Annotated in this window: 16 protein-coding genes; 11 read left to right on the top strand and 5 right to left on the bottom strand. The window is 62.3% G+C overall.

Annotated elements, in window-relative coordinates; translation table 11 throughout:
* Window positions 1-10: 10 nt before the first annotated feature.
* On the bottom strand, window positions 11-220 hold the full coding sequence (locus AC05QJ_RS17510; RefSeq protein ID WP_476742555.1) for a hypothetical protein: 210 nt from the start codon (window positions 218-220) through the stop codon (window positions 11-13).
* Window positions 221-344: 124 nt separating this feature from the next.
* Between AC05QJ_RS17510 and AC05QJ_RS17505 the strand changes: the two genes are divergently transcribed.
* Window positions 345-860, top strand: coding sequence for a GNAT family N-acetyltransferase (locus AC05QJ_RS17505; protein WP_476742554.1), 516 nt, complete (start codon window positions 345-347; stop codon window positions 858-860).
* 3 nt (window positions 861-863) lie between these two features.
* Here AC05QJ_RS17505 and AC05QJ_RS17500 read toward each other — a convergent pair whose 3' ends face one another.
* Complete coding sequence (locus AC05QJ_RS17500) at window positions 864-1,853, bottom strand: DNA-binding protein (protein WP_476742553.1); 990 nt, start codon at window positions 1,851-1,853, stop codon at window positions 864-866.
* A 243-nt stretch (window positions 1,854-2,096) separates the two neighbouring features.
* Here AC05QJ_RS17500 and AC05QJ_RS17495 point away from each other — a divergent pair, with 243 nt between their 5' ends.
* Window positions 2,097-2,807, top strand: coding sequence for an ABC transporter ATP-binding protein (locus AC05QJ_RS17495; protein ID WP_476742552.1), 711 nt, complete (start codon window positions 2,097-2,099; stop codon window positions 2,805-2,807).
* A complete protein-coding gene (locus AC05QJ_RS17490; protein ID WP_476742551.1) occupies window positions 2,804-3,598 on the top strand; it encodes an ABC transporter permease in 795 nt (264 codons plus the stop codon). The genes AC05QJ_RS17495 and AC05QJ_RS17490 overlap by 4 nt, the downstream gene beginning before the upstream one ends.
* Window positions 3,599-3,606: 8 nt before the next feature.
* Here the strand turns inward: AC05QJ_RS17490 and AC05QJ_RS17485 are convergent, their stop codons facing one another.
* Window positions 3,607-4,698 (bottom strand): MBL fold metallo-hydrolase, encoded by a 1,092-nt coding sequence (locus tag AC05QJ_RS17485; RefSeq protein WP_476742550.1) that lies wholly within the window; start codon window positions 4,696-4,698, stop codon window positions 3,607-3,609.
* A 231-nt stretch (window positions 4,699-4,929) separates the two neighbouring features.
* Here AC05QJ_RS17485 and AC05QJ_RS17480 point away from each other — a divergent pair, with 231 nt between their 5' ends.
* The 4 genes from AC05QJ_RS17480 (at window position 4,930) to AC05QJ_RS17465 (ending at window position 9,680) form a co-directional block, all read left to right on the top strand.
* Window positions 4,930-6,069: a tyramine oxidase subunit B gene (locus AC05QJ_RS17480; protein ID WP_476742549.1), complete on the top strand. Its 1,140-nt coding sequence runs from the start codon at window positions 4,930-4,932 to the stop codon at window positions 6,067-6,069.
* A 34-nt stretch (window positions 6,070-6,103) separates the two neighbouring features.
* Window positions 6,104-6,526, top strand: a complete 423-nt coding sequence (locus tag AC05QJ_RS17475) for a RidA family protein (RefSeq protein ID WP_476742548.1) — start codon at window positions 6,104-6,106, stop codon at window positions 6,524-6,526.
* A gap of 30 nt (window positions 6,527-6,556) precedes the next feature.
* Window positions 6,557-7,852, top strand: a complete 1,296-nt coding sequence (locus tag AC05QJ_RS17470; RefSeq protein WP_476742547.1) for an NAD(P)/FAD-dependent oxidoreductase — start codon at window positions 6,557-6,559, stop codon at window positions 7,850-7,852.
* Window positions 7,853-8,054: 202 nt separating this feature from the next.
* Window positions 8,055-9,680 (top strand): methyl-accepting chemotaxis protein, encoded by a 1,626-nt coding sequence (locus AC05QJ_RS17465; protein ID WP_476742546.1) that lies wholly within the window; start codon window positions 8,055-8,057, stop codon window positions 9,678-9,680.
* 3 nt (window positions 9,681-9,683) lie between these two features.
* Here AC05QJ_RS17465 and AC05QJ_RS17460 read toward each other — a convergent pair whose 3' ends face one another.
* Window positions 9,684-10,133, bottom strand: a complete 450-nt coding sequence (locus AC05QJ_RS17460) for a methyltransferase family protein (protein WP_476742545.1) — start codon at window positions 10,131-10,133, stop codon at window positions 9,684-9,686.
* Window positions 10,134-10,316: 183 nt separating this feature from the next.
* Here AC05QJ_RS17460 and AC05QJ_RS17455 point away from each other — a divergent pair, with 183 nt between their 5' ends.
* From AC05QJ_RS17455 to dmpG, 4 genes are all read left to right on the top strand, one after another.
* Window positions 10,317-11,090, top strand: coding sequence for a glucose 1-dehydrogenase (locus tag AC05QJ_RS17455; protein WP_476742544.1), 774 nt, complete (start codon window positions 10,317-10,319; stop codon window positions 11,088-11,090).
* Window positions 11,091-11,166: 76 nt separating this feature from the next.
* Window positions 11,167-11,958, top strand: a complete 792-nt coding sequence (locus AC05QJ_RS17450) for a fumarylacetoacetate hydrolase family protein (protein WP_476742543.1) — start codon at window positions 11,167-11,169, stop codon at window positions 11,956-11,958.
* 21 nt (window positions 11,959-11,979) lie between these two features.
* Complete coding sequence (locus AC05QJ_RS17445; protein WP_476742542.1) at window positions 11,980-12,903, top strand: acetaldehyde dehydrogenase (acetylating); 924 nt, start codon at window positions 11,980-11,982, stop codon at window positions 12,901-12,903.
* A 10-nt stretch (window positions 12,904-12,913) separates the two neighbouring features.
* Window positions 12,914-13,936, top strand: coding sequence for a 4-hydroxy-2-oxovalerate aldolase (gene dmpG, locus AC05QJ_RS17440; RefSeq protein ID WP_476742541.1), 1,023 nt, complete (start codon window positions 12,914-12,916; stop codon window positions 13,934-13,936).
* A gap of 101 nt (window positions 13,937-14,037) precedes the next feature.
* On the opposite strand, the gene AC05QJ_RS17435 is transcribed toward dmpG, so the two are convergent.
* Entirely contained in the window at window positions 14,038-21,135 is a 7,098-nt protein-coding gene (locus tag AC05QJ_RS17435; RefSeq protein ID WP_476742540.1) for an RHS repeat-associated core domain-containing protein, read from the bottom strand.
* Between the last annotated feature and the right edge of the window lie 173 nt (window positions 21,136-21,308).

The following is a 21,308-nucleotide window of genomic DNA, read 5'->3' as shown; positions in this document are numbered from 1 at the left end:
GAATAAGCGTTTAACGTCGCTCATCCGACAGCGGCGTCGGCTGTTCTGGCTCGGGCACGATTCGGCCCTGCTCCGGCTCGAAGGGCGCACGTTCTATATCGCTGGGTTCCTCGGGGCGCTCGGGGTCGCCGTTGACGTTGGGATCGGTCACCGGGTCCGGCTCGCGGCGCGGGTCGTTCAGCGGGTCTTTCCAGAGCGGATCGTCTTTGGGGTCGTGCATGTCGGCATCCTCAGGCAGTGGGGTCTCACTGCATTCGAACGGACAGGATCGTCAGGAGTGCCGGTTAACCGATCAACGGGGCAATGGGTTAAGGTGCCGTCTTCCCTTATGTTGCGAGCGCCTCATGAACATCCGCCCTGCCCGTCCCGCTGACGCCCCCTTGCTGCCAGCCATCGAACAATCGGCGGCGCAGTCTTTCCTGCAGATCGAGGGACTTGAGTGGCTGGCCGGTCACGACGTGCTGAGCGTGGAGGAACATCTCGGCTTCATCGATAGCGGCCTGAGCTGGGTGGCGGTGGACGAGGCGGATGACGCGGTGGGATTTGTCTGCGCCAGCGTTCAGGACGATGCGCTGCACATCGAGGAACTGTCCGTGCGTCACGACCGGCAAGGGTGCGGCCTTGGACGGCGGCTGGTCGCCGCTGTCGAAGCTCGGGCCTGCAGTGACAGCTTCGCCGGCCTGACGCTGACTACCTTCAGCGAGGTGCCGTGGAATGCGCCCTTCTATGGCCGTCTCGGCTTCGAGCGTCTGGACGATGCCCGGCAGAGTGAATGCCTGCGCCGGCAACTGGCCCATGAACAGGCGCTGGGTTTGCCGGGGCGGTGTGCGATGAGCAAAACCTTGCGTGCCCCGGCCTGATCCTTACTTTTCTGCTTCGACCTTCTCGGCTTCGCTCGCCGCCTGTTGCGCGGCGCGCAGCGCGTCGATCGTCTGCTCCAGCAGTTCCACCTGCTTGACCAACTGACGCCGCTCGCCGCCTGCCAACTCCAGTTGCTGACCCTGCACCTGGAACTGACGCTGCAATTCTTCCCGCGCCCCCTGGGATTGCGCCAGGTTGGCGCTGAGGGTACGGGCCTCCAGGGCGTGCTGCTCCTGCTGGTCCTTCAGGTGCTGGCATTCGCGCTGGACATGCCGCGCTTCTACCAGCAGGCGTTCGTTGTCGCGGTTCAGGCGCGTGGTTTCGTCCTGCTTGACGATCAGCGTCTGCTGCAACTGACGCAGTTCCACCTGGAGCTGCTGTACCTGTGCTTCGTGGCGACGCTGATCCTGCTCGCGCTGCTCGCGGGCAGCGGTGCGGTAGTGCTCCAGTGCATCGCGGGCATGCTGGTGCTTGTCTTCCAGCGAAGCGATCTGTTCGTCCTTGTCGGCCAGGCGCACGTTCAGTTCGCCCACCGCCTGGGTCAGGGTGGCGTTGCGGGTGTGCTCGCTCTGCAGGCTGCTGCGGGTGGTCGCCAGCTCCGCGGATTCCGCGGCCAGCGCCGCGCCCTGGATCTGCAACTGCTGTTGCGCATTCGCCAGCGCCTGCTGGTTCTCCTGCAACTGCGCCTTGAGCCCGTTGACTTCGATATCGAAGGACTTCTGCGCCTCTGCGACGCGAGTCTCGCTTTCTTCCTTCAGTTGTTCGGCCAGTTGCCTGACCAGGCTCATCAGCGACTCGCTCAGGTCCGGCACGCTGGTGGTGGCCGGTGGCTTCTGGATTTCCAGTTCCTTGAGATAGCGATGAATGGTGGTTTTCGAACCGGTATTACCGAGTTCAATACGCACCGCATCGATGCTGGGGTGCTCGCCACGGGCCAGGATCGCCTGACGGGCCTTGTGCACGACTGCTTTGTTGATACCACCGCGGGCCATGTCTGGTTTTCCCTGCTATTTCATAATGTGGTACGTATGGTGTATTTACATACCAAAAATAGCAAATGAATTATGCTGAATTCATGAAAAATAACATTGAATAATCACGACTTATCGAATGAGAGGGGATTAAACCCTCGGGAAAAGTGGCAGTAGCTGTACAACCGTTTCATGCCGCTCCCCTGCAGGTCGCGGGACGGCTATCCTGCAGAGCAGCCAATCCCGCCGCAGCAGAGACCCCTCGTGCCGTCACACTCGCCAACCTCCCAGTGCCAACCGGCGCTTATCGAAGCCCGAGGCCTGAGCCGCACCAACCCGCTGAACCACGAGCCCCTGCTACAGCCCACCAACCTGCGTCTTCACGCCGGCGAACGGGTGGTACTCAGCGGCAGTTCGGGATCGGGAAAAAGCCTGTTGCTCAGGTCGCTGGCGCTGCTCGACAGCCCTGACACCGGCACACTCGAAGCCTTTGGCCTGCCGATACCGGTGCACGGCATCCCCGCCTACCGGACACAGGTGGGTTATGTGGCCCAGCGGGCTGCACTGCTGGAAGGAAGCGTCGAAGACAATCTGCGCGTGCCCTTCTCCCTCAAGGCGCTACGCGGCCGCAGCTTCGACAGCCGCCAGGCCACCGAACTGCTGAAAAAGGCAGGAAAGCTCCCGGAATTTCTCGGCAAGCCGGCCGCCGAACTGTCCGGCGGCGAAGCGCAGGTGGTGGCGCTGGTGCGGGTGTTACTGCTGGCACCACGGGTCCTGTTGCTCGATGAACCCACTTCGGCACTGGACCCGCAATCGGTCGCCGCCGTCGAAGCGCTGGTAACGGACTGGTTTACGCAGGCCCCCGAAGCCCGCGCCTACATCTGGGTGACCCACGATCCGGAGCAGGCCCGGCGCATGGGCAATCGCTACCTGACAATGGCCCAGGGCGCGCTGCTGGAGGGGAACACACCATGAATTATCAATCGCTGTCCTATGTGGACCTGGGCATCGCTTCAGCGCTCATTCTCATCAATGGCGCCCTGTCGCTGCTGCTGAAACTGCGACTGGAACGGCAACTGCTGGTGGCCGGGCTGCGCACGGTGGTCCAGCTTCTGGCGATCGGCTATGTGCTCGGCTGGGTGTTCCAGTTCGCCCACTGGTACGTGGTGTTGCCATTGATGGTCAGCATGACGCTGATCGCCGGGGTTTCCGCGGCTGGCTGGGGCAAAGAGCGTCACGCCGGGCTGCTGACCGACAGCGTTGTGTCGGTATGGCTGAGTTCCTGGCTGGTGACGGCGATCGGCCTGTTCGTAGTGCTGCGCATTCGTCCCTGGTACGAGCCGCAATACGCCATTCCGATTCTCGGCATGATTCTCGGCAACACCCTGACCGCAGTGTCCCTCGGGATCGAGCGGATGACCCGCGAACTGAGCGCCCGTCGCGGTGTTGTGGAAATGATCCTGGCGCTGGGCGGAACCCGCTGGGAAGCGGCCCGGGATGCGGCCGCGCAGGCCGTGAAGGCGGGGATGATGCCAACCCTGAACCAGATGTCGGTAGTTGGCATCGTCAGTCTGCCGGGAATGATGACCGGCCAGATCCTGGCCGGACAAAGCCCCGCCGAGGCGGTGCGTTACCAGATCGTCATCATGTTCCTGATCGCCGCCGCGTCGGCGTTGGGCACCGTCGGCGCGGTGCTGATGACTTTCAACCGGCTGTTTTCGCCGGCGCACCAGTTCATGGCGCACAAGCTGTCAGCGCGTCGGTAGCACCGCGTTCACTGTGCCCCGCGCAAACGCCAGCGGCACGGCCGGCCCTTGCCTGCTTCGCTGCGCTCCTGCGCCATCAGTTCGCGCCACCAGCGCTCACCGGCTTGCGGTGCACGCAGGTCCAGGCGTTCGCCCATGCGCGGTGTCGTCACGCTGACGCCCTGCCCGGCCGCGCACTCCAGCACGCTTTCGAAGGGGTCGTACCAGGCATGCATCGACAGATCGAAGGTGCCGTTGTGGATCGGCAGCATCCAGCGACCGCCCAGATCGACGTGCGCCTGCACGCTCTGGCGCGGGTGCATGTGCACATAAGGCCAGTGCTCGTTGTAGGCGCCGGTTTCCACCAGGGTCAGGTCGAAGGGGCCGAAGCGCCGGCCGATCTCGGCGAAGCCGTCGAAGTAGCCGCTGTCGCCACTGAAAAACACCCGCAGCTCCGGCGCCTCGATCACCCAGGAACACCACAGCGTGCGGTTGCCATCACGCAGGCCCCGGCCGGAAAAATGCTGGGCCGGTGTTGCGGTGAGGCGCAAGCCACCGGCGTCGATGCCTTGCCACCAGTCGAACTGGCGCACTTTTTCCGCCGGCACGCCCCAGGCCAACAAGCGGTCGCCCACGCCCAGCGGCATGACGAACAGCTCCACCTTCGACGCCAGGGCCTTGATGGTGGCGCGATCAAGGTGGTCGTAGTGATCGTGGGACAGAATCACGCCGCGGATCGGCGGCAACTCATCGAGGCTCAGCGGCGGCTGGTGAAAGCGCTTCGGCCCGGCGAACGGCAGTGGCGAAGCGCGTTTGCCGAACACCGGATCAGTCAGCCACCAGCCGCCCTGCAGCTTGAACAGCACCGTGGAATGACCGAGGCGGTACAGGCTGGCGTCGGGCGCGGCGTCCAGTTCGGCCCGCGTCAGGCGGTGCACCGGCACCGGCGCTTTCGGCACGGTATTGGCGGGTTTGTTGAACAGGAAGTTCCACAACACTTTGGCGTCCGGCTCGGGCACGTTGGCCGGACGCGGAGTCAGGTTGTGAAAGCGCCCGTCCCGGGACTGGGGCGACTGGCTGTGGTCGGCGATCGGGGCACGCAGTAGCGGATGGCGTTTCAAGCAGTAAATCCTCAGATCCCTGTAGGAACATGCCGAAGTATAGGGCTGACAGGTCCGGGCAGGTTGCCTGATCCTGCGAGGTTGATGCCTGATCCGGAGGGCCCCGCCTCCCCCAATGTCACGCACAGTCAAACCCACTGGCGCTCAGGCTCAAGACAGCCTACCGCTCGTTAGCAAAACTTGTCCGACTGCTTTTTTGCACAAACCCACCTGAAGCGCCTCGAGACAACAATGACCACCGACACCAGAATCGACTTCATCTACCTCTCCGAACAAGACATGATCCGCGCCGGCGTCACCGATATGCCGGCCTGCGTCGACACCATGGAAGAAATGTTCGAGCTGCTGTATCAGGGCGACTACCGCATGGCCGGGCCGAACAACGACTCCCACGGCGCCATGATCACCTTCCCGGAGAGCTCGCCGTTCCCGGACATGCCCAAGCCCACCGCCGACCGCCGCATGATGGCCATGCCTGCGTACCTGGGCGGCAACTTCCGCACCGCCGGCGCCAAGTGGTACGGCTCCAACATCGCCAACCGCGAGAAAGGCCTGCCGCGCTCGATCCTGATGTTCACCCTCAACGATGCCGACACCGGCGCGCCGCTGGCGCACATGTCGGCCAACCTGCTGTCGGCCTACCGCACCGGTGCCATCCCGGGCGTCGGCGCTCGTCATCTGGCGCGCAAGGACTCGAAAGTCATCGGCCTGCTCGGTCCTGGGGTGATGGGCAAGACCACCGTCGCCGCGTTCATGGCCGTCTGCCCGCTGGTGGACACCATCAAGATCAAGGGCCGCGGCCAGCGCAGCCTCGACAGCTTCATCAGCTGGGTCAAGGAAACCTTCCCGCAGATCACCAATATCCAGGTCGTGGACACCCTGGAAGACGTGGTCCGTGACTCCGACCTGGTCACCTACTGCAGCACCGGCGAAGTCGGCGATCCGAGCACCTACCCGCTGGTGCGCCGCGAGTGGGTCAAGCCTGGCGCCTTCCTGGCGATGCCGGCGCCGTGCAGCATCGACGCCGGCATGGAGCAGGACGACATCCGCAAGGTGCTGGACAACACCGGCATGTACAACGCCTGGTTCGAGGAGCTGCCCAAGCCCGCGCACAACTGCGTACCGCTGGTGGGCGTGCGCTTCATGGACATGATCGCCGAAGGCAGCCTGCAGCCCGAGCAACTGGAAGACATCGGCAAGATCATCGCCGGCGACGCGCCGGGCCGTCTGAACGATGAAGAAATCATCCTGATGTCGGTCGGCGGCATGCCGGTGGAAGACCTCGCCTGGGGCACCAAGGTGTACCGCAACGCGGTGGAACTGGGCATCGGCGTGAAACTGAACCTCTGGGACACCCCGGTCCTAAGCTGAACCCAATCATTCGAACCCCAACGAGGAATTCCCCATGACGCAGATCGTCAAGGTCAAGAGCGGCTCCATCTTCGAAGAAAAGGCCAGCTACTCGCGCCTGGTGGCCGTGGACAACTGGATCTATGTGTCCAACACCGCCGGCCGCAATCCCGACACCAAGCTGATCCCGGAGGACGTGATCGAGCAGGCCGAACAGGTGTTCGTCAACATCGAGCGCGCCCTGGCCGCCGTCGATGCCAGCCTGGCAGACGTGGTCTGCTCCCGAGTGTTCATCCAGGATCCGGCCGACGTGCCGAAGGTGATGGACTTCGTCGGCACCAAGTTCCGCGGCATCGACCCGGCCTGCACCGCCACCTGCCCGCCACTGGGCTCCACGGTCTACAAGGTGGAACTGGAAGTCACCGCCTACCGCGGCGCGTCGAAAGCCGACGTGGTCAAGATCAACCTCGGCCAGTAACCCGCTGAACCTTCATTCATAGAGCACGCCATGTCGCCCAGCATCGATCCCGTACAGACCAGCAACGCCCTGCCGCCCGCCACCACCGTGGTGATCATCGGCGGCGGCATCATCGGCCTGACCGCCGCCCTCACCCTCGCCGAGCGCGGGATTCCGGTGGTGGTGATCGAGAAAGGCCGGATCGCCGGCGAACAGTCGTCACGCAACCTCGGCTGGGTCCGCAAGACCAGCCGCCATGCCGACGACATTCCCCTGGCCCTGGCCGCGGATCGACTGTGGGCGCAGATGCCGGAACGGGTCGGGGCCGATGTCGGCTACCGCCAGGCCGGCATCATGTTCATCGCCCGCAACGAAGCGCAGATGAACATGCACCAGAACTGGCTCAAGAGCGTCGAGCACCTGTCGCTGGATTCGCGGCTGCTGAGCAACCGGGAAATCGCCGACAAGGTGCCCGGCGGCCAGGGCAACTGGGCGGGCGGCATCTTCACCCCGTCCGACGCCCGCGCCGAACCGACTCTCGCCTCCAGCGCCATCGCCCGTGCGGCCATGGCCAAGGGCGCGATCATCGTCGAGCACTGCGCGGTGCGCAACCTGGTGACCAGCGCCGGGCGGGTCAGCGGCGTGATGACCGAGCGTGGCGAAGTGCGCTGCGAACAGGTACTGCTGGCCGGCGGCCTGTGGTCGCGGCGCTTCCTCGGCAACCTCGGCGTGAACCTGCCGACCTTGCCGCTGACCTGCTCGGTTCTGCGCACCAAACCCATGGAAGGCCCTACCGACATCGCCGTCGGTGCGCCGGACTTCTCGTTCCGCAAGCACCAGGATGGTGGCTTCATCATCACCCAGCGCGGCAAGCTGGATGCCTTCCTGACCCTCGATCACCTGCTGCTGGGCACGCGGTTCCTGCCGCAGCTCAAAGCCCAGCGCGATTTCCTGAAGATTTCCCTCGGCAAGTACTTCCTCAACGACCTGGCCCTGGCCCGGCGCTGGAAAGCCGACAGCGTCACCCCGTTCGAAAAGGTCCGCGTGCAGGACCCGCCCGCCAACCACGGGCTCAACGACGACGCCCTGCGCAACCTGCGCGCCGCCTGGCCGGTGTTCCAGCAGGCCGAGATTGCCGCGGCCTGGGCCGGCACCATCGACGTCACCCCGGATTCCAACCCGGTGATCGGCCCGGTGGCATCCATTCCGGGGCTGACCCTGGCCACCGGCTTTTCCGGTCACGGCTTTGGCACTTCGCCGGCGGCGGGGCATCTGGCGGCGGATCTGGTCTCGGGCCAGACCCCGATCATCGACCCGGCGCCGTACCGTTTCGAGCGGCTGGCCTGAGCCATCCAGGGCTTTCCTAGGGGAGCCCGCTAAGGCTCTGGAGTAAGGGGCTGAAACGCATCACCTGATTGACACAACTATTCACGAATACCGGGTACTCTGCGGGGAACGATGTCTAACTGACATCATCGAAACAAGGCGCTTATCCATCGGGCCGTCATTTCGAGGGCCGACACCGCCTGTTTTTCCCCAAGGAGTACCCATGCAGTTCCGGCACATGAAAATCGGCAAGCGAGCCGCCAGTCTGTTCACCCTGCTCGGCCTTCTGGTCCTGGCACTGGGCCTGATATCCCTCTACGAAACCCGCCAGATGGACCGCGCATCATCCGAGATCCGGGTGACCTGGCTGCCCTCCGTCATCTCCATGGGCGAGATCGGCACCGACCTCAACCGCGCGCGGGCCATGACCATGCGCAGCCTGATCGAAGAACAGCCCGAGACCCGTGCCGATACCCTGCGTCGGGCTGCCGAAGTCAACCAGGGCTCGCAGAAAGCCATCGACCTCTACGAAGGCACCATCTTCGAACCCGAAGACCGTGCCCTGTTCACCACCTTCACCAGCGCCCGCGAGCGTTACCTGGGAATCCAGGCCAGTGTTGCCGATGCCGTACTCAACAACCGCCTCGACAACGCCCGGCAACTGATCAACGGCCCGCTGGGCGACGCCACCGACGCCGTGCAGGCCGCGCTGCGTGCCCTGGTGAAATACAACGCCGACGGTGCCGAGAAAGCTGCGCAGCGCAGTGCCGATGCCTCCGAAGAATCGTTCCTGCTGATCATCACCGCTCTGGTGGTGATCATGACCGCCCTGGTTGCCATCGCCACCCTGCTCACCCGCAGCATCGTCGTGCCGTTGGCCGATGCCGTGGCGGTGGCCGAGCGCGTCGCCACCGGCGACCTGACCCGTGACATCCACGTCGAAGGGCAGGACGAGCCGGCGCTGCTGCTCGGCGCCTTGAGCCGCATGCAGGCCAGCTTGCGTTCGACCCTGGCACGCATCAGCGCCTCGTCCGACCAACTGGCGTCAGCTTCGGAAGAACTGCACTCGGTGACCGAAGACACCAGCCGCGGCCTGCAACAGCAGAGTGCGGAGATCGAACAGGCCGCCACGGCGGTCAACCAGATGACCGCCGCGGTCGAGGAAGTGGCCAACAATGCAGTGAGCACCGCCGATGCCTCCAAGGGCGCCGACCAGACCACCCGCGATGGCCGCGATCAGGTCAACCAGGCCCTGCAGTCGATCCAGCTGCTGGTCAGCGAGGTCACCAGCACTGCTGGCGACATCGAGCAACTGGCAGCCAGCGCCAACGAGATCAGCCGGGTGCTGGACGTGATCGGCTCCATCGCCGGCCAGACCAACCTGCTGGCCCTCAACGCGGCCATCGAGGCTGCCCGGGCCGGAGAGGCAGGCCGTGGCTTCGCGGTGGTGGCAGACGAAGTGCGCGCCCTGGCCCACCGCACCCAGCAGTCCACCGGCGAAATCGAACAGATGATCGGCCAGATCCAGAGCGGCACCGAGCGTGCGGTCAGCGCCATGCACAGCAGTCAGGGCCGCGCCAGCGGCACGCTGGATGTCGCCGAAGCGGCCGGCCAGGCGCTTGAACTGATCGCCGAAGCCATCGCCTCGATCAACCAGCGCAACCTGGTGATCGCCAGCGCCTCCGAGCAGCAGGCGTCGGTCGCCCGCGAAGTGGACCGCAACCTGGTAAATATCCGCGACCTGTCGATGCAGACGTCGGCGGGCGCACACCAGACCAGCGCCGCCGCGCAGGACCTGTCGCGCCTGGCGGTGGAACTGAATGCCATGGTGGCGCAGTTCAAGGTGTAGCGTTCACAGCCAGCGCCGGACTCGCCCGCAGTAGCGGGCGAAGTCGGCCGCGAACAGCTGGGTCAGCGCCTGCTCTTCGGGCGCGATCTGGAAACGATTCATGAAGACGACGAAGCCGGCCACCCCCAGCAGTGCAGTAGGCGAGCCCAGCAGCGAGGCCCAGGCCAGCAGGATCACGGCGAAGCCCAGGTACATGGGGTTGCGGGTGTAGCGGTAGATGCCCGTGTCCACCAGCGCCGAAGCGCGTTCGGGATGCAACGGATTGACGGTGGTTCGTGCGCGATGGAAGGACCAGACACCGGCAAGGCAAACCGTCAGCCCGACCAGCGCAATGGCAATGGCCAGCAACGGCGTCAGCTCATAGCGTGGCGTGACACCGGATAGCCCCCACATCAGCAGGCCGAAGGCAATGGCCACCAACGGTGGCGGAACACGATTTTGCAGCATGGGCATCAACTCCGTTTGAGGTGCCGAAGAGCATGAAGCCTGAAGTGGCTACAGGGTCAAGCCGGGATTGAGTTGTCGCGCTGCAGCGGCTCCGGCCCCCGGTCGCTAGTCCATTGAGACGATGCCCGCCCATACCCTGCGCGGCGATAGTGCTGTCCATCACTCAAGCCCCACGGAGCCGGACAGCCCATGACCATCCTCAAGCGATTCCAACTCGACGGCAGTGTCGCCATCGTCACCGGCGGCGGTCGCGGGATCGGCCGGGCGATTGCCCTGGCCTATGCCGAGGCCGGCGCCGATGTGGTCTGCGCCGCCCGGTCACAGGCAGACGTCGAGGCGGTCGCCAGTGAAGTCCGCGCCCTCGGTCGTCGTGCCCTGGCCATCGCCTGCGATGTCACCGACCACGAGCAACGCCAGGCGCTGGTGCGCCGTAGCCACGAGGAAATGGGCCGGATCACGCACCTGGTCAACAACGCCGGCGGCGGCGGGCCCAACGATCCACTGCAATTGAGCCCGGAGCAGTTCGACGAGATCCTGCGCTTCAACGTCTCCAGCACCTACGCCTTCTGCCAGCTCTGCGTGCCGCTGATGCGCGAGGCCGGTGGCGGCAATATCGTCAACATCAGTTCGGTGGCGGCGCGCTATTCCCAGCGTCATTTCAGCGCCTACGGCAGCGCCAAGGCAGCCCTCAGCCACCTGACCCGCCTGCTGGCCCAGGATTTCGCCCCGCAGGTGCGGGTCAACGCCGTGGCACCGGGCCCGACCCTGACCGACGCCCTCGCCGGGGTCATGCCGCCCGCCATGCGCCAGAGCATGGAAGCCAATACACCGCTCAAGTGCCTGGGCACCCCCGAGGACATGGCCGCCTCGGCGCTGTTCCTGGCCAGCCCGGCGTCGGCCTGGATCACCGGCAAGATCATCGATGTCGATGGCGGCGCGGACGCCAGCGTCTGGGTCGGCTGAACCCCTTCCCCTTTCGGCCGGCACCTTGAACCCGTTGGGGCCGGCCTTTTTTCTTCAGCAGAGTACGAGCCCCACCATGGACGCCCATTTGATCGATGCCCTCGGCGCCGAGCTGTTCCACGCCCTGCGCAGCCGCAAGACGCTCGCGCCGCTCAGCCAGCGTTTCCCCGAAGTCACCCTGGACGACGCCTACCGTATTTCCCTGCGCTTCCTGCAACGCCGCGAAGCCCTCGGCGAGCAGGTGGTCGGCAAGAAGATCGGCGTGACCAGCCGCGCCGTGCAGGAGATGCTCGACGTGCACCAGCCGGACTTCGGCTTCCTCACCAATGCCATGCAGGTAGCCGACGGCAGCGACGTCAGCCTGGCCCGCTACAACCTGATCCAGCCGCGGGCCGAAGGCGAGATCGCCTTCATCCTCGCCGACGACCTGCAAGGTCCTGGTGTGACGGCGGGTGACGTGCTGGCCGCCACCGAAGCCGTGATGCCCTGCTTCGAGATCGTCGACTCGCGGATCGACGACTGGAAGATCCGCATCCAGGACACCGTCGCCGACAACGCCTCCTGTGGCGTGTTCGCCCTCGGCAACCAGCGCATCGACCCGCGTGAGGTGGACCTGGCGCGGGTCGAGATGCACCTGCTGAAGAACGGTCAGCCCGCCGGCAGCGGCCTCGGCTCGGCCGTCCAGGGCCATCCGTGCGAGGCCGTGGCCTGGCTGGCCAACACCCTGGGCGAGCTGGGCATTCCCTTCCGTCGAGGCGAAGTCATCCTCTCCGGCGCCCTCGCCCCGCTGGTGCCGGTGGGCGCCGGCGACCGCATCAGCCTTTCCATGAGCGGGCTCGGCCAGTCCAGCCTGCGTTTCATTCCCTGAGTCCTTGTGGAGCCACCGACAATGAGCAAGAAGATCCGCTGCGCACTGATCGGGCCGGGCAATATCGGCACCGACCTGCTGTACAAACTCAAACGCAGCGAGGTGCTGGAGCCGGTCTGGATGGTCGGCATCGACGCCACCTCCGAGGGCCTGGCCCGGGCCCGCGAACTGGGCCTGAAAACCACCGCAGGCGGCGTCGACGGCCTGCTGCCCCATGTGCACGAAGACAATATCCAGATCGCCTTCGACGCCACCTCCGCCTACGTCCACGCCGAGAACAGCCGCAAGCTCAACGAGCTGGGTGTGCTGATGATCGACCTGACCCCGGCGGCCATCGGCCCGTATTGCGTGCCACCGGTGAACCTCAAGGCCAACCTCGGTCTGGGGCTGATGAACGTCAACATGGTCACCTGCGGCGGCCAGGCCACCATTCCACTGGTGGCAGCGGTGTCCTCGGTGCAACCGGTGGACTACGCCGAGATCATCGCCACCGCGGCCTCGAAATCCGTAGGGCCGGGCACGCGCAAGAACATCGACGAATTTACCCGCACCACCGCCAGTGCCATCGAGAAGGTCGGCGGCGCGAAACAGGGCAAGGCGATCATCATCATCAACCCGGCCGAGCCGCCGCTGATCATGCGCGACACCGTGCATTGCCTGACCGCCACCGAGCCCGACCAGGATGCGATCCGCGCCGCCCTCGAGGCGATGATCGCCCAGGTACAGCGCTACGTGCCGGGCTACAAGCTGGTCAACGGCCCGGTGTTCGACGGCAACCGGGTGTCGGTGTTCATGGAAGTCGAGGGCCTGGGCGACTACCTGCCCAAGTACGCCGGCAACCTCGACATCATGACCGCCGCCGCCGCCCGCACCGCCGAGATGTACGCCGAAGCCATGCTCAATGGCGAGCTCGAACTGCGCCCCGTCCAACCCGCCCACGCCTGAGGAATCGATCATGGATCTTCGCGGCAAACGCATCACCGTACACGACATGTGCCTGCGCGACGGCATGCACCCCAAGCGCCACCAGATCAGCCTGCAGCAGATGAAAGACATCGCCTGCGGCCTCGACGCCGCCGGCATTCCGCTGATCGAAGTCACCCACGGCGACGGCCTCGGCGGCAGCTCGGTGAACTACGGCTTCCCGGCCCATACCGACGAGCAGTACCTGTCGGCAGTGATTCCGCTGATGAAACAGGCGAAAGTCTCGGCCCTGCTGCTGCCGGGCATCGGCACCGTCGATCACCTGAAAATGGCCCACGAGCTGGGGGTTTCCACGATTCGCGTGGCGACCCACTGCACAGAGGCCGATGTCAGCGAGCAGCACATCCGTTACGCCCGCATGCTCGGACTGGATACGGTCGGCTTCCTGATGATGGCCCACATGAACAGCCCCGAAGGCCTGGCCGTACAGGGCAAGCTGATGGAAAGCTACGGCGCCAACTGCATCTACCTCACCGACTCCGCCGGCTACCTGCTGCCGGAGGATGTCGCCGCCCGCGTCGCCACCCTGCGCGCGGCACTGAAGCCGGAAACCGAGATCGGCTTCCATGGCCACCACAACCTGTCGATGGGCGTGGCCAACTCCATCGCCGCCATTGGCGCCGGCGCCACCCGCATCGATGCTGCCTGCGCCGGGCTTGGTGCCGGTGCCGGCAACACGCCGATGGAAGTGCTGGTGGCCGTGTGCGAGCGCATGGGCATCGACACCGGGGTCAATCTGTTCCAGATCCAGGACGTGGCCGAAGACCTGGTGGTGCCGATCATGGACTTCCCCATCCGCAGCGACCGCGACGCCCTGACCATGGGCTTTGCCGGGGTGTATGGCTCGTTCCTGCTGTTCGCCAAGCGGGCGGAGAAGAAGTACGGCGTATCGGCGCGGGAAATCCTGGTGGAAATGGGCCGGCGCGGGATGGTCGGCGGGCAGGAGGACATGATCGAAGACACTGCCATGACCCTGGCGCGGCAGCGCTGCTGAACGAGCCGGATGACTGGGCGCCTGAAAGCACGGGCAGAGGGTTTCCACTCTCTGCCCGGCCGTGTCAGAAACTCAGGAAAAACCAGGCGCCTGTCTACAACTCACGGCTTGAAGTGCACAGGTTTATAGCGGAACGCAACGAAGTCGATAGGATTGTCTATGAATTTGAAAGGGTTCTTCTTGTGGATCACACACTCCTCTGCGAACGGCAACACGAACGAGGTCGTGGCTTTGATACCGCGTCTGCTGGTGTACTGTGCCATCGCACCTCCAGCGTTGAAGTCGGCGAACACCCCTCCCTGGAATCCCTTCACCGGAATCCCGGACAGCGTCGCCAGTTGTTGCCCGTAGGAAGCAGCGCCGCCGGTGGCTGAATCACACACGATCAAGCGGATGTTGGCGTATTTTTCGAGATTTACATTCCTGCGCCTCAACAACCCCAGAAGTTCTTCAGGTGACATCATTTTATTGCCGATCACAGGAAAGCCGGTATTCCCGTACATCTTCCCATGAGCGTCGATATTCAACCTGAACGCGTTCTTGTAGCGATCCTCGAACATATAACCGCCACCTTCTCTCAGTTTCTGCACATTCCTCATGTTCCCTCCCCTGGCAACAATGGGATTGCTGACAGCACGCCTCGTTCCGGCAGCCGCATTAGCCCGTCGCGCCCCGCGCGCACCACCCGACACTCTGGACATCGCCTTTCCGCCTCCCGTCGGCACCAGGGAAGCAGCAAATGAAATCCAGTCGAAAAGGATCGCTAGGTCGGGGTCGTGCTCGCGTACCACGATCGCTCCGACACTGAACCCGGTCGAAGCCGCTGCAAACCCTACGCCGGCCGAGATGGACAAGGAGCTGCCACCTGTGAGCACAGCAACAACAGCAATGACAGCACCGGTAAAGATGGTATTGACGATAGGGTCATCGAGCAGCGGCGCATGCGTCATTCTCGTGGTCTGTGACACCATGACGGCGTGCCCTGTCGGATCGACCAGATTGCGCGGGTCGCCATTACAGTAGCTGTACCCATTGATGCCACCTTGGCCGAAGGGACTGAAACTGGTGTCATCCGGGGCATGGAAAACCTTCAGCATCGGGTTGTAGGTGCGATAGCCGTTGCCCAGGTGATAGACACCGCCGGATTGACGATCAATGGGCTGGCCAGCGAAGCCCAGCCAGTGCAGGTCATCCACCTTGCTGGGCCGGTAGCCGAAAGGTTCGTAAGACAGCACGCTGAAACCTTCTTTACCGATACGCCACGAGGCAACGACACTGCCCTGCAGATCCTTGAGTTCGAATGTGTTGATCTCTGTGTCATCGCCGCCGCTCAGCGTCTGTTGCTGGGCCAGACAACCGCCACTTTGATTCAACAGCAGCGTTCTGCGCTTATCACACTGTTTTTTGTCGCCCATCAGCACGTAGCCCTCCCGCGCATAAGGGAGATCACCGTCGTAATAAAACCATTCACCGTAGTAATCGCCTTCATTACGTACTCTTCGACCCTCGTTGTCGTAGTAGGCCAGGTGACTCTTTCCCGATCCCACCTGCCGGTCGTCGTGGTCGTAATGCAGCGCCAGCTTGTTCAGCGGATTGTTCTTCAGCCGTCCCTCAGCGTCGTAGTCCAACTCAACGGCGGCGCACCTGGTGTGGGAGTGAGTGATCTTTTTCAGCTGGACCCGATCGGTCTCATCGTAGGTATACGTGGCGGTGTTGATTTTCTTGGTGCCGACAGTCTCACTGACACAGGTCCGGATATTGCCCAGCAGGTCATAAGTAAACGACTGCCTTATCAGTGGCTCATCCAGCCAATAGTCGACCGGGCGCTCACTGCCCTCACAGGTCCAGGTCTGCAACCTCCCCTGCGCATCGTAGACGTACTCCTCCTTGCGCAGGCGGGAGGTGTCCTTGAGCAGTTCGGCAGTCTTGATCCGGCCTTTGTCGTAGGTGTACTTCAGATGCAGCTTGTGCTTGTCATCAATGACGAAGCTGCGTCCGGTTTCCTGACCGAGCGTGTTGCAGGTGTAGCTGATACTGGCGGTCGATCTGGCGACAACCTGCCAAACCGTTTCGCCGACCAATGTACCGAAACCGTCGTAGGTGAAGGTGGTATGGGCTTCATTGGATACCGCCTTGACCCGGCGGCCGGCGCAGTCGTAGTGATAGACGGTTTTCTGGCCGAACGCGTTTGTGAATGACAGCGGGCAGCCGCGTAGCGAAAAAACTTCGGTAACCGAGGATTTCGCCCCTGCGACGGTATGTTCCTCCTCGACACTTCCGCTGCGGGGGTTCCTCTTCACGCTGTGCTCGACGCTGTGTTTGGCGAATGCCTCATCGAGGACTGGAAATAGCGTAGTGCGCTTGCCTAACGGGCTCACACCCTCGTAGGCGTAGTCAACCTGACGGCCACCCACGCTGGTTTTCGTCACACAAGACACTGCGCTTATCGTCCGGCTACCCAGTTCGACGCGACCCTCTGCCTTGCCGGCCTCTGCTACCTCGAGTTTGTCCGCAACCGAAGAGTGGACAGGGTAATCCACGTGGATAACGACACCGCCTTTGGTCGTGCTTCTCACACGGCTTCGATTGTCGTAGGTGTAGGCGACTTCTACGCCATGGTTGTCCTTGCTGGAGATCAGCCTGTCACCGGCATCGAACGAACAATCGGTCCAGGCTTGCAGCTCACCGCTACCATTCTGCACCTCGAGGCGCGTCTGATTACCACGCCTGTCGAACGTGCTCACAACCTTCTTGTTGGTTTTGCCATCGACCTTGGTGTACTCGGTCTTCTTCACGGCATCCGGGTTCTTCAGGTCGTATTCGCAATAGGTCCGCCCACCGTCGGGCAGCTCTGTTTCCCTCAGTTCTCCCCAGCCATCGTAATGCAACCGCCATTGTTGCTTGCTGAACAAGGTACCGTCAGGCAGGTAATCCAGTTCGGTCCTGACCACCGGGAGGCCCGCGACGTTGTAATCGACGCAGGACAACAAGCGCCAACCAATGAACCCGGCACCGCGCGCCCACCTCTTGGTTTCGTTGCCATTCAGATCGTACTCGACACGCGACTGCTCATTCTCCGGCGACACCGTGGTTATGCTGTAGCCCTTGAGAAAACTGTGGTGCTCGTATCGGGTCGTCAGCCGGTCGGCGGCCTTGCTGGCGTTGGCGTTCTCGATCTGGGTTACGAGGCGTCCATGCGCGTCGTATGACCATTTCGTCTGGCTTTCAAGCCAGTCGGTGGCGTGGGCCTTGAGGCCGGATGCAATGTCGCTGGCAATCCTGGTCACACTTTTATAAAGGTCCCCCGCGCCCGACTGCTCGGCAACCGTAGTGGTCAGAACACCGTCCTTGACGACATACGCGTAACGAACATGATGTCTGGAGGAAGTGAGCTTGTTTCCATATTTATCAATGCGGTGATTTTCCTGCTCCAATAGCCGACCGAAATTCCTGTCATTGACGTCGGTTACATACGCATTTTCCTCCAGACTCATCGACCCGCTGAGGAGTTTGTCCAGCTTTTTACCGTTCGTGCTACTTGGATACAATACAGTCAATTTGGCGAGGGGCTTTATTGCATTATCACAACCATTTCGCTCTGGCAGCAACGTGTAACTATAGAACACCCAGCTCAAGTCGGTGCGGACACCGTCCTTTTCGATGTACACTTTTTCAGACTCGATATAGGTCTTGAAATAGTGGCTGTCGCCAGGACACTCCAGCACCATCGGTAGATTGAAAACATCCTTCTCATGCTTCGTATCGTAGCGTGACTCCCACTGGGTCGTGACTTCCGCAGTTCCCCAGGTCAGTCCTCGAGGCGAAAAAATATTCAGGCACCAACCTATCGGATTGACATAGTCGACCAGAAGCCCGATACCGTGGGCGAGGCTGTTCACACGCTGAACCCTGCGTGTTTCCACGGTGGTTGTTATTTTTGGGGCGCCGCGATAATAAGTCCATTCCTTGGTTATACCGTTCTCCACAGACTTGATCAGGTTGCCATCAGCATCGACGACCGCAGTCGACACCTCAACGTGTTGCCCTCTTGTCACTGTGGTCTTCAGCGTTTGCGTACCCTGCTTGGTGTCTTCGCTCCTCTCGTAGTCGACAACCTTCAGGCATTTATCCTGCAACTCTTCCTCTTTGATGAGCATGCCCTTATCGGAGAAATGCAAAGTGGTCGTGCTTGCCTGGTCTGCGCATCGAGTGGAGACGATCGTTTTCTGTTTCTCGTAAACATAGGAGCGAACAGTCTCTTGCATGTTCTGCTCGAGACGCTTGTAGGATACGACCGGTATGGCTCCGAACTGATTCCCAAAGCTCACAGACCCTGCCAGAATCGTGCCGTCGACAGAGATAGCGGGAAACTCGACGTCATCATATTTTTCCGAATACAGGAACTCCTCTACCACACCCCCGGAGCGCACTTGGGTAATCGCACTGACGGGGAAGAAACCTCCATTTGCATAGCCTTTGAATTGGCTATAGTCAATTTTCGCAAAAGCCACTCCAGCCTGACTGGTTCGCTTTACGCTCAAAACATTCCCGAAAGGGAAAGTTCCGGAAGACCTGCTCATAATGGACCAGAAATCATTACTGTCCAACGCGCTGATCGATTCGTTGCGCGGTGCCTCCAGTGAAACCTCGAAAACGGTTTTCAATGCCTCGTTATCAGGATGCAAGATGCAGAATAACGTTTTCCCTTCTATCCTGCTTTCAAACAACTTTACTTCCGCAACTCCGTTAGCGTTTCCAGGCGCCTGGCAAACGATAGCTTCCAACATGACAAATAGAGGCTTCGTCATGTCATCGTCTTCAAGATCCTTCCATTTCAGGTCCAGCTGATAGCCTGTCACATTCTTGATGGTTGTAGGCAAATACCCCTTCACCCCGTGCCACTTCTGGGTCAGCCTCTTAACTTTACCAAGGCACTCTGTTATCCCGTTCTTATGGACGATCTCCCATGGCGCACCATTGACGAACTTATTTTTCTTGAGTTTAAAGCTTTGAAACACCAATGTATCGTTGTTAATCATCTGCGTGGACCTGAAGCAATCATTATTACCGTCAGGCGAAACTATCATCACGGTTTCATTAGCAGGCGTGGCCCCACCAGAGAACATAAAGCTGAAGCCATAGATGTCCCATCCGGTATCCCTCGTCCAGCACAATCCCATATCAAGCGAAGGTCCCTGGCCCTCATTTGCCATCACACTGCCAAATGGAATTTTTACGTGGGCTTTGCCGGTCTGCGGGTCGACCCCGGCCTGCACCTCAATCGGCGCCGCGTACCGCGTCTTGTCGCCAATGTTCAGCACCTCCACCGCCAGTCCCGAGCCCACCGGCACCCAGATCGCATTGCGGTCATGATCGGCCACCGGTTCGATGCGCCGGGTCTTTTCGTTCTTGCAGCCGGCCTTGAGGTAGACACATTCCTTGTTCAGCTTTTCGCACAGCGCCCTGGTCCAGTCCGCCGCCGTAGCCTTGTTGTTCTTCAGCACCGGGCTGAACGTCAGGGTCTGGTACAGGTAGCCGGTGAGTTCGCTGCGCACATGCACGACCATGCGGTCGCCCGCCTTCAGGTCTCGCTCGAAGGAGAACGGCCGGGCCATCACCAAGTTGTCCAGATCCAGCGACGTGCTGAAAGCGCGAATGCGCTGGTCCGGTGTCCAGATCCTGTTCTTGTAGCCACTGGCGAAGGTGGTGAACACCCCGTTCTCGTCCTTGTCGCCCACCTGGACATAGCGCGAGCTTCTGTTCACCTCGCTGGCGAAACGCCGCGGCCACAGGTACTGGCCCAGCGAATCCTTGACCGCCTTGTAGGTCGGGCGCTCGAGGATTTCCCCCGTCGCCTCGTCCATCACGAACAGGCTGATGCTCTCGCCTTCCACGGCGTCGCGGTCCGAGGTCACCGCTCCGCGGGATTGCGGGACGACGCGATCCCATTTCACCTCCAGCTCCGAATGCTTCGGCACCCAGATATGGCTGCGGTAGACATCGGCAATGGTTTCGATTACCTGGGTGTCCGGGTTGGGCTGCCCGGCGCGCACAAACAGGCTTTGCTGGTTGATCAGCGTCGACAGGTCCCGCACCCACAGCGCCGGCTTCAGCCGATCCGCTTTCGGCGTGAAGAGCAGGGTCTCCCACACCGCGCCATTGGCCTTGTTGCAGACCCTGACAATTACCCGCTCATCTACGGTCATGACTCGGTCAGTAAGCAACGATGGGCCCTGAACCCAGTTGTTCAGGTGCGGCGCGGTGGTAAAGGCACGCAGCCCCTTGCGCCAGGTCCAGATGAAGTTTCGTTCGAAACTGTGCGCAACGTTGAGCACGCCCTTGTCATCGTAGCAACCCGCGCGCATGTTCTTCGCGCGCTTGTTGATCTCCTTGCAGAAATCCTCCACCCAGTCGCGCAGGGCGCGCCGATCGGCGGCCGGCTTGAACACCAGGTCTTCGGACTGAAGTCGTTCGCCGCTCAGATCATCGACCAGATAGGCGCAGATGCGCTCGCCCTCCAGCGCGTCGCGGCCGGACAGTACCTGAGCGGCCTGTTTTTTCTCGGAGATTTCCCAGCTCACCGTCAGCCTGGAGTTGTGCGGCACCCAGATGTAGTTGCCCGCCTTGTCCGCGGTTTCCTTGATCCGTTGGCCGCTGGCGTCGGGGCAGCCGGCCCTGATCATGTCGAAGGTCTTGTTGATCCAGGCGGCCAGGTCCTGGGCCCATTGCGCGGGCTGCAGGCGGTCCTTGAGCGGCCGGAAGCGCTCGGCCCGGTAGCGGCGGCCGGAGATTTCGCTGCGAACCATGACCTCCACCACATCACCGGCCTTGAGGCTGACAGTGGGATGAATCGGCTCGGCCCGGATCCAGTTGTCGGCACCGGGGCAGTTGGTGAAGGCGCGGATATTCTGCGCGGTCCGCCAGAGCCGGTTGGAGAAGCTGCTGCCCTCCACCACCCACTTGCCGTCTTTCCAGCTGCCGGCCTGGATCACATCGGAGGTGCGGTTGATGTACAGACAGAAATCGATCGGCCAGCTCCACTGCCCCAAGCGGTCCGGGGCCGGGGTGAACCTTTGCAGCCGGTCGGTTTCCCAGAGCCGCTCCGTCTGCTCGTCGATCAGGAACACCGAAACACTTTCGCCTTTATCCAGAGCACGTCCGGACAGCACCTTTCCGCATTCAGTCCAGTCGACCAGCATGATCGTCACCTCGCCATCGGGAGTGGGCCTTGCACAACAGCTTCCACGCACGACGCTAGGCCAGCCTGAAACACGGCACAACTGACAGAAATATCAGGTGCAGACTTTCGACAGGCCAACTAAAAGGCGTAAAAAAGGCCCGCAACACGGTCATGGGCGGGCCTTGTCCACCA

Source organism: Pseudomonas sp. TUM25319, assembly GCF_056388475.1.
Note: the sequence above shows the minus strand (reverse complement) of the source record. Positions and strands in the feature narration are given on the sequence as shown.

Coding starts and splice junctions, on each gene's coding strand:
- AC05QJ_RS17470 (WP_476742547.1), top strand. CDS start 6,557: ATGTCGCCCAGCATCGATCCCGTACAGACCAGCAACGCCCTGCCGCCC.
- AC05QJ_RS17465 (WP_476742546.1), top strand. CDS start 8,055: ATGCAGTTCCGGCACATGAAAATCGGCAAGCGAGCCGCCAGTCTGTTC.
- AC05QJ_RS17435 (WP_476742540.1), bottom strand. CDS start 21,135: ATGCTGGTCGACTGGACTGAATGCGGAAAGGTGCTGTCCGGACGTGCT.
- AC05QJ_RS17500 (WP_476742553.1), bottom strand. CDS start 1,853: ATGGCCCGCGGTGGTATCAACAAAGCAGTCGTGCACAAGGCCCGTCAG.
- AC05QJ_RS17510 (WP_476742555.1), bottom strand. CDS start 220: ATGCACGACCCCAAAGACGATCCGCTCTGGAAAGACCCGCTGAACGAC.
- AC05QJ_RS17475 (WP_476742548.1), top strand. CDS start 6,104: ATGACGCAGATCGTCAAGGTCAAGAGCGGCTCCATCTTCGAAGAAAAG.
- AC05QJ_RS17505 (WP_476742554.1), top strand. CDS start 345: ATGAACATCCGCCCTGCCCGTCCCGCTGACGCCCCCTTGCTGCCAGCC.
- dmpG (WP_476742541.1), top strand. CDS start 12,914: ATGGATCTTCGCGGCAAACGCATCACCGTACACGACATGTGCCTGCGC.
- AC05QJ_RS17455 (WP_476742544.1), top strand. CDS start 10,317: ATGACCATCCTCAAGCGATTCCAACTCGACGGCAGTGTCGCCATCGTC.
- AC05QJ_RS17450 (WP_476742543.1), top strand. CDS start 11,167: ATGGACGCCCATTTGATCGATGCCCTCGGCGCCGAGCTGTTCCACGCC.
- AC05QJ_RS17445 (WP_476742542.1), top strand. CDS start 11,980: ATGAGCAAGAAGATCCGCTGCGCACTGATCGGGCCGGGCAATATCGGC.
- AC05QJ_RS17480 (WP_476742549.1), top strand. CDS start 4,930: ATGACCACCGACACCAGAATCGACTTCATCTACCTCTCCGAACAAGAC.
- AC05QJ_RS17460 (WP_476742545.1), bottom strand. CDS start 10,133: ATGCCCATGCTGCAAAATCGTGTTCCGCCACCGTTGGTGGCCATTGCC.
- AC05QJ_RS17490 (WP_476742551.1), top strand. CDS start 2,804: ATGAATTATCAATCGCTGTCCTATGTGGACCTGGGCATCGCTTCAGCG.